Below are 12,457 nucleotides of genomic sequence, written 5' to 3'. Positions count from 1 at the left end.
CCGCCGGTTCAGCCTGGTGCGGCGTGCGGCCTCTTGAACGCGCTTCGCGCGTGTTGCACCTTCGACCGGATCACGCAGCCTTGCGCATGGTCGTTGATGAGGCCCATGGCCTGCATGAAGGCGTACACGGTCGTCGGTCCGACGAACTTCCAGCCGAGCTTCTTCAGTGCCTTGGACAGCGCGATTGAAGCTTCGGACGTCGAAGCACTCTGCGGTTCCGTGAGCGCGCCGGCATCGGGCTCATGGCTCCAGAAAAAGGCCGCCAGCGAGCCGTGGCTTGCAACCAGTTCTTGCGCCCGCGCGGCGTTGTGGATCACCGCCTCGATCTTGCCCCGATGCCGGACGATGCCCGCATCTTGCAGCAGGCGCTCGACGTCTTTCGCGGTGAAGCGGGCCACCTTGTTGAAGTCGAAGCCGTGGAAGGCCGCGCGAAAGTTCCCCCGCTTGGCAAGGATGGTGCGCCAGCTCAACCCGGACTGGAAGCCTTCCAGGCAGAGCTTTTCGAACAGGCGGCGGTCGTCTGTCACCGGAAAGCCCCATTCGGTGTCGTGATAGGCAAGAAATTCCGGCGCGCTTGCGCACCAGCGGCAGCGTGGGTGGCCGTCCGGGCCATCGATCAATGTGGTCATCAGGTGGATGCGGGTATAGGGATAGTCAGCCCAGCAGAAAGCCGAGCCGCTCGTCGGCGCGGGCCGGCGCAATTTCCATGATCTCGGCGCTCACGACGTTCTCGGCAACGAACGGATCGGCGTCGACGCGCGCCTGCAGCTCGGCCATGGTCGTGCGGTGCGCGAGCACGGTACCACCCTGGTTGGGCTTGAGGCTGCCGGCGAGCATGAACACGCCGTCGTCGAAACCGCGCTGGAGCCACGCCTTGTGGCCTTCCATCCACTGGGCTGCATTGGCCTTGTTGCTGGAGAACTTGAGAAGCACGATGAACATGGTTTTTCTGTTTGTGGAGGGTGATGGATCTGGAGGTCAGCGGTTGCTGGTGGCTGGCTTGGGCGCGCAGGACTCGAGCCATTCGCACAGCTGCCGCACTTCCTGCTGCACGAAGGACTTGTCGCGAAAGGCATTGGCCAGCACGGCCACGCCCTGGCTCCGGGCGAGCAGGTGCATGGCGAGCGCATCTGCGTCGGCCTTGCGGCCCAGCAGCGCGAACTGCTTTCGCAGCCAGACGCGGAACAGGGTGAACAGGCCGTTGGCCTGCTTCAGCGAGGGATGGTCCAGCTTGGCGAGTTCGGTAGACAGCGTGCCCACCGGACAGCCGTGCCGCATGATGAGAGGCTGGTTGGCAACCAGGATGTGAATGAAGCTCCGGATGCGGCGTGTGGGATCAGGGCCGCATGCTTCCCATTGCGCCAGCATGCCGCGCGTCTGGCCAAGGCGCGCGGCAATCACCGCATCCAAAATTTCGTCCTTGGTCTTGAAGTGATGATAGAAATTGCCGCGCGAAATGTTCACCACCTTCGCAATGTCGGCGAACGAAGTGGCCTCGAAACCTCGCGTGTAGAACAGCTGGTCCGCAGCATCCACGATCTGCTCGCGGGTGGTCTTGTCGGCCATGGCGGTCATCTGCAATCCGGTATCTCCTGCAACTAGGACGGCTGTCCTAAACGGCGCGGAGAATAGGGCAGCCGCTCTGATTCGTCAAGAACGCAAATCGCCAGGCCGATGCGGGTGCTTTCGGTAAGCTATGGGCCCAGCAGCAGTCCGAATCTCCGGGGGAAGACGCTCTTATTTTTGCCATGCCCGAACAGCTTCTTCTCCCAGGTATCGATCCTCCGCCGCCGCCCCTGCGCCGCGTTCGCGGCACAGTTCCCCGCAAGGAGCGTCTGCCGCGCTCGCTTTTCCTGGCGATCTTTCCGCACGCTGAAGACGCCGCTTCGATTGCCGCGCTGGGCGCGCGCCTCAAGGACCGGCATGCACTGAAGGGAAAGCTGACCGAGGCGCATCGCCTGCATGTCACGCTGCATCACCTCGGCAGCTATCCGGCGGCGGTGCCGCGCAAGCAGGTGCAGGCCGCCATCGACGCGGCAGCGAGCGTGGCGCCTCCGTCTTTCGATGTGGTGTTCGACGAGGTCATGCGGTTCGACAAGAGCAAGGCGTTCGTTTTGTGCGGCGCTGAAAGCGGGACATCAGCGCTTGCGGCCTTCAGGCAGCGTCTTGGCGAAGCACTGGCCGATGCGGGCTTCAAGCCCGATCACGGCTTCACGCCTCACATGACCCTGGCCTACACGCCCACAAAGGTCGAGCGGCATCCGATCGAGCCGGTCCGGTGGAGGGCCGATTCGTTCGCCCTCATCGAAAGCCACGTGGGCGAAAGCATCCATGAGGTGCTCGGTCAGTGGCCCGTGGTCCGGCCCGCCTGAAGCTCTTCGCCGCCGCGCTCTAGTCGCTGTCCGCAAAATTGTCGAACAGCAATCCGCGCAGCCATTGGTTGCCCGGGTCGCGATGCACCTTCGCGTGCCAGAACAGGTTGATTGCAATCTGCGGCAGCGGCACCGGGTGAGGGCGCCACACCAGCCCGAAAGGCTCGGCGATGCTCTGCGCCAGGCGTTCCGGCACGGTGGCAATCATTTCGCTCGAGCGAAGAATGTGGCCAATGGCCACGAAGTGCGGCACCCTGAGCCGAATGCGCCTTTGAATGCCTTGCGCAGCCATCACGTCGTCGGCCTTGCCATGACCCGTGCCGGCGGCCTGCACCAGAACATGGTCGGCCGCGCTGAAGTCCTTGAGCGACACGCTGCGCTTGCGCGCCAGCGGATGGGTGCCTGAAAAAAGGCACACATAGCGCTGCAGAAACAGCCGGCGCTGGAACACGCCGGCCTTGAGCTGCGGCAGCAGGCCGATTGCAATGTCGACGTGACCGGCTTCGAGTTCATCGCGCAGGCTGGCCGCGGCGTTGTTGCGCACCGTGCTGATCGTCACGCCCGGCGCCGTGCCGGACAGCGTTTCCATGAGCCGGGGCGTGAAGTAGATCTCGCCGATGTCGGTCATGGCAAGCGTGAAGCTGCGCGTGCTGCTGGCGGGGTCGAACACCACCTGCTGGTTCAGCGCCGAGTGCAGCGCGCCCATTGCGTAGGCCACCGGTTCGGCCAGCTGCAGCGCAAAAGGCGTGGGCTCCATGCCGCGAGCCGTGCGCAAGAAGAGCTCGTCGCCCAGCAGCTTGCGCAAGCGCGCCAAAGCATTGCTGATGGCCGGCTGCGAAAGCCCGAGCGATTCGGCCACGGCCGAGACGCGCTTTTCGGCCAGCATGCGGTCAAACACCAGCAGCAGGTTGAGGTCGATGTCCTTGAGTTGCATACGGACCTTTATTCATGGCGGTGATGTAGCCGATTCACCGGATTCTATTGGTCAATCTGTCTTCGCCGCGCATCATCCGCTCCAGAGACAGGCCGGCCTCTTGAGCCGGCGCAAAGAAAAGCCCCCCGATGGACCTGCACATTCACCCCATTGCCCGCACGCTCGAAGTCCGCCCCGGCGCGAACCTTCTCGAAGTGCTGCGCGAGCACCATGTGCCAGTGTCTTACAGCTGCATGTCGGGGCGCTGCGGCACCTGCCGCTGCAAGGTGGTGGCCGGCCAGGTGCTCGACGCCGGGCAAGACGCGATCCGCCCTGATGGGCAGGGCGAGCGCTACGTGCTCGCCTGCCAGAGCACGCTGACCGAAAGTTGCACCATCGAGATTCCGGAGCCCGACGAAGTGGTGGTGCATCCGGCGCGCATTCTCAAGGCGACCGTGACCGGCATCGACGTGCTCACGCACGACATCCGCCGCCTGCGGCTCAAGCCGAACAAGCCGCTCGAGTTTTCACCGGGCCAATACGCGCAGCTGCAGTTCGCGCCGGACCTGGCGCGGCCCTATTCGATGGCCGGCTTGAGCCGCGATGCAGAGCTTGAATTTCATATCCGCAAGGTGCCGGGCGGGCGCGTCACCACGCACATCTTCGAGCAGTTGCGCATGGGCGATGCGGTGCGCGTGAGCGGTCCACTCGGAACGGCCTACTTGCGCACGAAGCACCGCGGGCCGATGCTCTGCGCCGCCGGCGGAACCGGCCTCGCGCCCATTCTTTCGATCGTTCGCGGCGCGATCGCGGCCGATCTGATGCAGCCGATTCACCTTTACCTTGGCGTGCGCTCCGACGCCGACGTGTACGGGCTGGCCGAACTCGCAGAACTGCAAGCGCAGCATCCGGGGCTGAAGATGCATGTGGTGGTCGTCACCGGCGCTGCGCGCGAAAACCAGCGCCAGGGCCTCATCACCGATGCCATCCGCGCCGACTGGCCCGGCGACCTGGACGGCTGGCGTGCCTACCTCTGCGGCTCGCCGCCCATGGTCGAGGCCGTGTCGCAGCTGGTGCATGCGCGCGGCCTCGCACCCGAGCAGACCCATGCCGACGCCTTCTACCTGCAAGGCACCTGAAGAACAGAGACAGACCCAAAAGAAAAGGAGACCCGCGATGAGCACGCAAGACGTATTTCCCATCGAGCTGCGGTGGGAAAGCGAAAAGACCAGCCGCATTCCCTTCATGGCCTACACCGACGAGGCGCTGCACAAGAAGGAGCTGCAGCGCTTCTTCTACGAAAAGCACTGGTGCTACGTGGGCCTGGAAGCCGAGATTCCGAATCCGGGCGACTTCAAGCGCACCGCCATCGGCGAGCGCTCCGTCGTCATGTCGCGCGACGAAGCGGGCGCCATCCACGTGTTCGAGAACGTTTGCGCGCACCGCGGCATGCAGTTCTGCCGCGAGCGCCACGGCAACAGGAAGGAGTTCGTCTGCCCATACCACCAGTGGAACTACACGCTCAAGGGCGACCTGCAAGGCGTGCCGTTCCGCCGCGGCGTGAAGCAGGACGGCAAGGTCAACGGCGGCATGCCGGCAGACTTCAAGACCGAGGAGCACGGCCTCAACAAGCTCAGGGTGGCCTCGCGCGGCGGCGTGGTGTTCGCATCGTTCGACCACGATGTGGAGCCGTTCGAGGAGTTTCTGGGGCCCGACATCCTCGGCTACTTCGACCGCCTGTTTGACGGCCGCAAGCTCACCATCCTCGGCTACAACCGCCAGCGCATTCCCGGCAACTGGAAGCTGATGCAGGAGAACATCAAGGACCCATACCACCCGGGCCTCTTGCACACATGGTTCGTCACCTTCGGGCTCTGGCGTGCGGACAACAAGTCGGAGCTCAAGATGGATTCGCGTGGCCGCCACGCCGCGATGATTTCCACCCGCGGCAGCGCCGGCAAGGCAGCACAGGTCACGCAGGTGTCGAGCTTCAAGGAGAGCATGCAGCTCAAGGACCCGCGCTTTCTGGACATCGTGCCCGAGCCATGGTGGAACGGGCCGACCGCGGTGATGATGACGCTGTTCCCGAGCCTCATCCTGCAGCAGCAGGTCAACAGCGTGTCGACGCGCCACATCCAGCCCGTGGGGCACGACGCCTTCGATTTCGTCTGGACGCATTTCGGCTTCGAGGACGACACCGAAGAGATGACCGAGCGGCGCCTGCGCCAGGCCAACCTGTTCGGGCCGGCCGGTTTCGTTTCGGCCGACGACGGCGAGGTGATCGAGTTCTCGCAAGAGGGCTTCGAGCAGAAGCCCTACCACCGCACCCTGGCCGAGCTGGGCGGGCGCGAGGTCGAGAACACCGATCACATGGTCACCGAAACATTGATCCGCGGCATGTACCGCTACTGGCGTGAAGTGATGGAGGCGGCATGAACCTCGACGCCAACGCCTACCTTGAACTGTCGCGCCTCTACGCGGCCTATGCGCATGCCGTCGATTCGGGCCAGTGGGACTTGTGGCCCGCATTCTTCATCGACGAGTGCAGCTACCGGCTGCAGCCGCGCGAGAACCACGAGCGCGGGCTGCCGCTTGCCACGCTGTCTTTCGAGAGCCGGGGCATGCTCGAAGACCGGGTCTACGGCATCAAGGAAACGCTGTTCCACGACCCGTACTACCAGCGCCATGTGGTGGGCCTGCCGCTGGTGCACAAGGTCGATGTCGACGGCATGATCCACAGCGAGGCCAACTACGCGGTGTTCCGCACCAAGCTCGACCAGGCATCGACCGTGTTCAACGTCGGCCGCTACATCGACACGGTGGTGTCGACCCCCGAAGGACTGAAGTTCGCGACGCGCCTTTGCGTGTTCGACAGCGAGATGATCCCCAACTCGATCATCTATCCCATCTGAGCCCCCCAAGTTTCGAAGGCATTCAGCTATGACCACAGTGACATGGATCGACGCGGCGTCGGTCGACGAGGTTCCCGCCGACGACGTGGTGGGCATCGAGGTGCAGGGCAGGGACATTGCCCTCTACGGCACCGAAGACGGCATTCATGCGACCGACAACATCTGCACCCATGGCCACGCGCGCCTTTGCGACGGCTTTCTGGAAGGCCACGAGATCGAATGCCCGCTGCACCAGGGCCGCTTCGACGTGCGCACCGGCAAGGCCATGTGCGCGCCGCTCACCGAGGACCTGCGCAGCTATCCGGTGAAAATCGAGGGCGGGCGGGTGTACCTTGCCATCGAGCAGTAGGCGCTCCGCCAAGCCGTCTGTTGCGCATCGGGCCGGCGCGATCTGTATCTGTTGCGGCACGCGCGGATGGCGACAATGAAGCCATCGTTTGATGGAACATGGAACCCGTATGACTGCGCAGACCCGAGACCAGATTGCCGACCGCATTGCCGCCGAACTGGGCCACAGCTTCGAAGGCGAGCTTGTCGCCGGCGGCAACTACATACCTGTGGTGCGCGACGGAAACACCCTCTACACCAGTTGCCAGGTGCCGCGCGTGGGAACCACCGTTGTCGTTACCGGCCGCGTGGGCGACCAGGTGCCTCTTGCCAAGGCCCGTGAAGCCGCGCAGATCTGCGTCTTGCGCTGCCTGACGCTGCTGCGGCGCGAACTCGGCTCGCTGGACGAAATTGCCAAGGTGCTGCGCGTGGGTGTGTTCGTGCAGTGCACCGCCGACTTCACGCAGCAGAGCGAAGTGGCCGATGCCGCTTCGGAGCTGCTGCACCGCGTGTTCGGCGACGCCGGCGTGCATGTGCGCACGGCGGTCGGTGTGTATGCGTTGCCCAAGAACGCGAGCGTCGAGCTGGAGATGACCGTAGCCGTCAAGCCCGCCGCCAGTTGATGCGCTAGCGCTTCGGCAAGTTGACGATGTCGCGCGCCAGCGAGGCAATCGTGAGCGGCGCGCACCCTTCGGCGTTGTTGCTCACGGTGACGTAGGCGTTCTGCCCTGCGCGCGTGGTGCCTGCAATCACCTTGGCCAAAGCCTCGCGCGTTTCCGGATCGGGGTCGACGATCCTGTCGAACGGCCCATAGAGTTTTTCCGCATCTTCATAGCCGAAGCGGCCATGCCGGCGATGCAGGTTCCAGCGGCACACCAGCGGCCCCGGCCACAGTGCGCGCAGCATCGGCAACTGGTCTTCGATGGGCGGCATCTTGGCGTGCAGGCCCATGCAGAAGGTGGCGCCCGTGCTGCGCAGCATGTCGGCGAAGGCGGGGCACAGCAACTGCGGGTCGCGCACTTCAACGGCAATGACGGCGTCGGGCGCTGCCGGCTGCAGGCCGGGCAGGGCCTCCAGCATGTCGCCGATGCGGGTGAGCAGTGCGGGCTGGTCGGCCAGCAGTTGCGAAGGAATCGGGCTCAGCTGGAACACCAGCGCACCGATGCGGTGGCCGAGGCCCTCGAGCGCGGGCTGCACGAATTCCTGGATGGCGATCTCGCTGTTCAGGAACACCGGGTTCACTTGCGTGCCGCGGCCGCTTTCGTCGCGCACGGTGGCATCGGTCACCAGGCTCGGCGCCTTCACCACAAAGCGAAAGTCGTCCGGCACCATGGCCGCATAGCGCGCATATTGGCTTGCCGTAAGCGCGCGGTAGAAGTTGCGGTCCAGGCTCACTGTGCGAAAGAGCGGGTGTTGCGCCAGCGCGGCGAGCCCGTTTTTCGAGAGCACCGATTCGGCGTATTCGCCGTCCCACACCAGGTTGGCCCAGCCCGGATAGCTCCATGAAGAAGTGCCAAGCCGAAGCCCGGGTGGGAGCGCCGCGGCCAGTTCGATGAGTGCGGGGTCGGCTGCCGCTGCCGCCACGGTGCCGCCGCGTGGTTTCTTCTTCGGCGGCGGCTCGGCCTCGGGCTCTTGCAGCACCGCTGGAGGCGCCTCGGGCGGGCGCGGAAGATCGGGGAAAAGGGAGTCCTGCACTTCAGCCATGTCTGGGGCCGCATTCTCGGCCAACATCGGCCGGCCTTGCCGCGGCGGGCACAATCCGCGCCATGAAACAGTGGTTGCGTACGCAGGTGGGCTGGTGGCTGGCATGGCTGGTGTTCACGGCCGTGGGCGCGGTGTGGCTCGCGCGCGCAGAGCTGGCCCAGCTGCAGCAGGCGTTCGAAGCCGACGTGCGCATTGCGCACCGCCTCATGAGCCAGCAGATGGTGCAATACGACGCGGTGCTGGCTACGCTGGCGCTGCTTGAAACCGGCAGCGGTGCAGACCGACCGGAGCAGCGGCTCTCTTCGGTCTATCCGTCGATCTTGCGCGTGCAGAGGCGTGCGGGGGACGAATCCTGGCCCGATGAGAAGCACGCGGCTGCCCTGGCCGCAGCGGAAGCGAGTTCGCGCACCCAACGCCGAGCCGAAGTGGCTGCGGTCGATCTTGCGCAGGGCCGATACCAGCTCGTGATCGGTGCCACGCCCGTCAGCTATTCGCTCGAAATCGACCTGGCCGGCTCGGTGCCGTGGCGCGACTGGCCGATGAACCCCCAGCAAAGCCCGGTGCGCGTAAGTCTGCAGCGGGGCGGGCAGCAGTTTGTCCTGCAGCAGGGGCATGCAGCCCCGGCGGATACGGGCGGCTGGCGCTTCGGCCTCACCAAACCCCTCGCGTCTCCGAGCCAGCCTTTCGACCTTGTGGCTGAGCGCCGCGTGGGCTGGGCCGAACTGCCATGGCGCGGCATTGCGGGCTGGGCCGTGGCTGTGGCGTTGCTGCTCGCCGGCTTGTGGACCGCCCAGCGCCAGCGCATTGCGCGCCGCCGTGCCGAAGAGCTGCTGCGCCTCGGCCAGGTGGCGCGGCTCAATGCGCTGGGCGAGCTCTCGGCGGGCTTGGCGCACGAACTGAACCAGCCGCTCACGGCCGTGCTGGCCAATGCGCAGGCCGCGCGGCGGCTGCTGGACGACGATCCGCCCGAGCTGGCCTCGGCGCGCGATGCCATGGGCCAGGCCGTGGAGCAGGCGCGCCGCGCGGCCGGCGTGGTCGGCCGGCTGCGCCGCGTGATCGAGCGCCCTGAAGCCGGCGGCGATGTGAAGCCGCTGGTGCTGCAGGAGGTGGTGCGCAGCGCCATGCACCTCCTGTCGCCGGAGTTCGCACAACGCGGCGTTGCCGCGCAGTTCGACGCCACGGCCCAGGCGCCGGTGCGCGTGCAGGCCGAAGCCGTGGCGCTCGAGCAGATCGTGCACAACCTGCTGATGAACGCTTTGCAGGCGCTCGACCTAGTGCCCGTGTCCGAGCGGCGTCTTGCTGTTTCGGTCGGGCGCAACGGCCAGGAAGGCGTGCTGACCGTGACCGACAACGGGCGCGGCATTTCGCCCGAGGCCATGCCGCGCCTTTTCGAGCCCTTCTTCAGCACGCGTGAAGGCGGCTTGGGCCTTGGCCTGAGCCTCAGCGAAACGCTGGCGAGCGGCATGGGCGGCAGCTTGAGCGCGGCCAATGCGGCGCCGCGCGGTGCGCGCTTCACGCTGCTGTTGCCGCTGGTGGCGGCATCGAGCAAGGAGCGCACGGCATGAACAGCACGGTCCCACATTCGCCGTTGTCGCCGCTCGTCCATCTCATCGACGACGACCAGGCGGTGCGCGACAGCCTCTCGCTCTTGATCGGCACGGTCGGCCTGCGGGTGCAGGGCTGGGCCGATCCGCAGGCCTTCATCGACAACTTCGACCGCGCGAGCATCGGCGCCATCGTGCTCGACGTGCGCATGCCCGGCATCAGCGGGCTCACCGTGCTCGACCGGCTGGTGGCGCAGGGCGTCGACCAGCCCGTGATCATGCTCACCGGCCACGGCACCGTCGAGATGTGCCGCCGCGCCTTCAAGGCCGGCGCGGCCGAGTTTCTCGAGAAGCCGGTAGACGACGAGCAGCTGCTCGAAGCCCTGCAGCACGCCGTGCGCCAGCATGTGCGCTCGCGCGAACGCGCGCAGGCCGACAACGCCGCGCGCGAGCGGGTGGCGCAGCTGTCCGAGCGCGAGCGCGAGGTGCTTGCCTTCATCGTGCAGGGGCTGACCAACAAGGAGATCGCGCGCATGCTGGCGCTGTCGCCCCGCACGGTCGAGACGCACCGCGCCAACCTGTTTGCCAAGCTCGATTGCGACTCGCTTGCGCAGCTGATCCGGCGCTACGCCGCGCTGGTGGCCGGAGAAGCCTGAACCCGCCACTCCGTAGTTCTACGGAGCGCCGGGCGTAGCCGTACGAATGGCCTCGGCGGCCGGTGTTTTCTACAGTGGCGCAGCCGTCGGCAATGCGCCGGCGCAACCCCGCATCCACTGGAGAAATCGAAAAATGCGTTCCAACCTTCGCCTTGGCGGCCTCGCCATTCTGCTTGCCGCTTCTGCCGCACAGGCCCAGACCACCGCACCCGCGGTGCGCTCCGAAAAGAACATCTCGCTAGCCCTGGCCAACCAGATCGCGGCCGAAGCCGTGGCCGCCTGCGCAGCCAACGGCTACAACGTGGCCGCCACCGTGGTCGACCGCGCCGGCACCGTGCGTGCCGTGCTGCGCGCCGACAACGCAGGCCCGCACACGCTGGCATCGAGCGAACGCAAGGCCTGGACTTCGGCATCGGCCAAGAACGCGACCCAGGCCATGATGGAAGGCTCGCAGAAGAACCCGGCGGGTGCCAACCTGGTCTACCTGCCGGGCGTGCTGTTGCTCGGCGGTGGCGTGCCGGTGAAGTCGGGCAACGAAGTGATCGGCGCCGTGGGCGTGGGCGGTGCGCCCGGCGGCCATCTGGACGAGCAGTGCGCCAATGCCGCGCTGGACAAGGTCAAGGGCCTGCTGGGTTGATCATGATGAAGCGCGGCATCTGGTCCCTGGCGCTGGCGGTCGCGCTCGGCATGGGCGCGGCGTTTGGCGCGCAGGCCCAGGTGCCGCCGCAAGCGGCCGAGGTGCTGGCCTATGAAGGGCTGCACCGGGCCGCCTGGCATGGCGACCTGCCAAAGCTCAAAAGCCTGATTGCCACCGGCGCCAACCTGGACGCACGGGATGCGCGGGGCCGCACGCCTTTGCACGTGGCCACCCACGCGCGGCAGCGCGAAGCAGTGAAGCTGCTTGCCAAGGCGGGCGCGAAGCTCGACGCGCTCGAAGACGATCGCTACGACGCGGTCACCATCGCATCGGTGGCCGACGACGTTCCGACACTCGCGCTGCTGCTGTCGCTCGGCGCCAGCGCAAAACAGGTGACGAGCCGCTACGACGGCACCGCGCTCATCGCCGCGGCGCACCTGGGCCATGACGAAGTGGTGCGCCAACTGATTGCAGCCGGCGCGCCGCTCGACCATGTCAACAACCTGCACTGGACGGCGGCCATCGAAGCCGTCGTGCTCGGCGACGGCGGTCCGCGCCACCAGCACACGCTCTCGGCGCTGATCGATGCCGGTGCCAACCTGCAATTGGCCGACCGTCAGGGCAACACGCCGCTGCAGCTCGCCAAGGCCCGCGGCTACACCGCGATGGTGAAGCTGCTGGAGGCGCCGCGCGCAAGATAAGCGCGGCTCGGGGGACAATCGGGCCTCTCCACGAGGAAACCGCCCGATGTACATGCCCCCGCAGTTCAACGCCAAGGACCCGGCCATTGCGCTGGAGCTGATGCGCGCACACCCGTTCGCCAGCCTCATATCCAACGACGATGAAGGGCTGCCGTTTGTCACGCACCTGCCCATCGTGGCCGAGCAGCGCGAAGGCGACGAACTCCTGCTGCTGGGTCATTGCGCCAAGCCGAACCCGCACTGGCGCTACCTGCAGGCGCGGCCGCAAGCGGTCGTCACATTCATGGGACCGCATTCGTACCTGTCGCCCTCGGTCTACCCCGACCTGGCACGGGTGCCCACCTGGAACTACCTGGCGGTGCACTGCACCGTCGAGGCCCGGCTGATCGAAGAACCCGGCGCGAAGGATGCGCTGCTCAAGAAGCTCATCGGCGATCACGAGCCCGGGTATGCGCAGCAGTGGCGCGACCTGGGCGAGGAGTTCCAGCTCAAGATGCTGGCCGGCATCGTCGGCTTCGAAATGCACGTGACCGCGCTGCAGTGCAAGCTCAAGCTCAACCAGCACCGCCGCGAATCGCATGCCGCCATGCGCGCTGTCTACAGCGCCGGCACGCCGGACGAGAAGGCGCTGGCGCTGTGGATGGAGCGCCTTGGCATGACCGGCGAAGCCCCTGTGGCGCAAGGAGCCTGA

At 66.3% G+C, this 12,457-nt stretch carries 16 protein-coding genes; 11 read left to right on the top strand and 5 right to left on the bottom strand.

Translation table 11 applies throughout. The features are described 5' to 3' along the window. Nucleotides 1-8: 8 nt before the first annotated feature. From V9L21_RS12820 to V9L21_RS12810, 3 genes are read right to left on the bottom strand one after another with little or no spacing between them, the layout of a single operon-like run. On the bottom strand, nucleotides 9-629 hold the full coding sequence (locus V9L21_RS12820; protein WP_337312368.1) for a DNA-3-methyladenine glycosylase I: 621 nt from the start codon (nucleotides 627-629) through the stop codon (nucleotides 9-11). 25 nt (nucleotides 630-654) lie between these two features. Beyond that, on the bottom strand, nucleotides 655-942 hold the full coding sequence (locus V9L21_RS12815) for a YciI family protein (RefSeq protein ID WP_337312366.1): 288 nt from the start codon (nucleotides 940-942) through the stop codon (nucleotides 655-657). Nucleotides 943-978: 36 nt separating this feature from the next. Next, nucleotides 979-1,575, bottom strand: coding sequence for a TetR/AcrR family transcriptional regulator (locus V9L21_RS12810; protein WP_337312544.1), 597 nt, complete (start codon nucleotides 1,573-1,575; stop codon nucleotides 979-981). A gap of 173 nt (nucleotides 1,576-1,748) precedes the next feature. Between V9L21_RS12810 and V9L21_RS12805 the strand changes: the two genes are divergently transcribed. After that, nucleotides 1,749-2,372, top strand: coding sequence for a 2'-5' RNA ligase family protein (locus V9L21_RS12805; protein ID WP_337312365.1), 624 nt, complete (start codon nucleotides 1,749-1,751; stop codon nucleotides 2,370-2,372). 19 nt (nucleotides 2,373-2,391) lie between these two features. Here V9L21_RS12805 and V9L21_RS12800 read toward each other — a convergent pair whose 3' ends face one another. After that, nucleotides 2,392-3,306, bottom strand: coding sequence for a LysR family transcriptional regulator (locus tag V9L21_RS12800; RefSeq protein WP_337312363.1), 915 nt, complete (start codon nucleotides 3,304-3,306; stop codon nucleotides 2,392-2,394). Nucleotides 3,307-3,434: 128 nt separating this feature from the next. Between V9L21_RS12800 and V9L21_RS12795 the strand changes: the two genes are divergently transcribed. The 5 genes from V9L21_RS12795 to V9L21_RS12775 all read left to right on the top strand — a co-directional run bounded on the left by V9L21_RS12795 (nucleotide 3,435) and on the right by V9L21_RS12775 (nucleotide 7,147). Beyond that, nucleotides 3,435-4,424, top strand: coding sequence for a 2Fe-2S iron-sulfur cluster-binding protein (locus tag V9L21_RS12795; protein ID WP_337312361.1), 990 nt, complete (start codon nucleotides 3,435-3,437; stop codon nucleotides 4,422-4,424). Nucleotides 4,425-4,461: 37 nt separating this feature from the next. Next, nucleotides 4,462-5,721, top strand: coding sequence for an aromatic ring-hydroxylating dioxygenase subunit alpha (locus V9L21_RS12790; RefSeq protein WP_337312359.1), 1,260 nt, complete (start codon nucleotides 4,462-4,464; stop codon nucleotides 5,719-5,721). Continuing rightward, nucleotides 5,718-6,197: an aromatic-ring-hydroxylating dioxygenase subunit beta gene (locus tag V9L21_RS12785; protein WP_337312357.1), complete on the top strand. Its 480-nt coding sequence runs from the start codon at nucleotides 5,718-5,720 to the stop codon at nucleotides 6,195-6,197. The genes V9L21_RS12790 and V9L21_RS12785 overlap by 4 nt, the downstream gene beginning before the upstream one ends. A gap of 28 nt (nucleotides 6,198-6,225) precedes the next feature. Beyond that, nucleotides 6,226-6,546, top strand: coding sequence for a non-heme iron oxygenase ferredoxin subunit (locus V9L21_RS12780; RefSeq protein ID WP_126745865.1), 321 nt, complete (start codon nucleotides 6,226-6,228; stop codon nucleotides 6,544-6,546). 109 nt (nucleotides 6,547-6,655) lie between these two features. Further along, nucleotides 6,656-7,147: a RidA family protein gene (locus V9L21_RS12775; protein ID WP_337312352.1), complete on the top strand. Its 492-nt coding sequence runs from the start codon at nucleotides 6,656-6,658 to the stop codon at nucleotides 7,145-7,147. A gap of 4 nt (nucleotides 7,148-7,151) precedes the next feature. Here the strand turns inward: V9L21_RS12775 and V9L21_RS12770 are convergent, their stop codons facing one another. After that, nucleotides 7,152-8,228 carry a DUF72 domain-containing protein gene (locus V9L21_RS12770; protein WP_337312350.1) on the bottom strand — a complete coding sequence of 359 codons (1,077 nt, stop codon included), beginning with the start codon at nucleotides 8,226-8,228 and terminating at the stop codon, nucleotides 7,152-7,154. Between the two features lie 62 nt (nucleotides 8,229-8,290). Here V9L21_RS12770 and V9L21_RS12765 point away from each other — a divergent pair, with 62 nt between their 5' ends. The 5 genes from V9L21_RS12765 (at nucleotide 8,291) to V9L21_RS12745 (ending at nucleotide 12,457) form a co-directional block, all read left to right on the top strand. Then, complete coding sequence (locus V9L21_RS12765; RefSeq protein WP_337312348.1) at nucleotides 8,291-9,793, top strand: sensor histidine kinase; 1,503 nt, start codon at nucleotides 8,291-8,293, stop codon at nucleotides 9,791-9,793. Next, nucleotides 9,790-10,428, top strand: coding sequence for a response regulator transcription factor (locus V9L21_RS12760; RefSeq protein ID WP_337312346.1), 639 nt, complete (start codon nucleotides 9,790-9,792; stop codon nucleotides 10,426-10,428). Before V9L21_RS12765 ends, V9L21_RS12760 begins: the two co-directional genes overlap by 4 nt. Before the next feature lie 133 nt (nucleotides 10,429-10,561). Further along, nucleotides 10,562-11,065 carry a GlcG/HbpS family heme-binding protein gene (locus V9L21_RS12755; protein ID WP_337312344.1) on the top strand — a complete coding sequence of 168 codons (504 nt, stop codon included), beginning with the start codon at nucleotides 10,562-10,564 and terminating at the stop codon, nucleotides 11,063-11,065. Nucleotides 11,066-11,067: 2 nt separating this feature from the next. Next, on the top strand, nucleotides 11,068-11,766 hold the full coding sequence (locus tag V9L21_RS12750) for an ankyrin repeat domain-containing protein (RefSeq protein WP_337312342.1): 699 nt from the start codon (nucleotides 11,068-11,070) through the stop codon (nucleotides 11,764-11,766). 46 nt (nucleotides 11,767-11,812) lie between these two features. Beyond that, nucleotides 11,813-12,457, top strand: a complete 645-nt coding sequence (locus V9L21_RS12745; RefSeq protein WP_337312340.1) for an FMN-binding negative transcriptional regulator — start codon at nucleotides 11,813-11,815, stop codon at nucleotides 12,455-12,457.

The sequence above is a fragment of the Variovorax sp. CCNWLW235 genome (genome assembly GCF_037204085.1).
Lineage (GTDB): Bacteria > Pseudomonadota > Gammaproteobacteria > Burkholderiales > Burkholderiaceae_C > Variovorax.
This window is presented reverse-complemented; position numbering and strand designations above follow the sequence as displayed.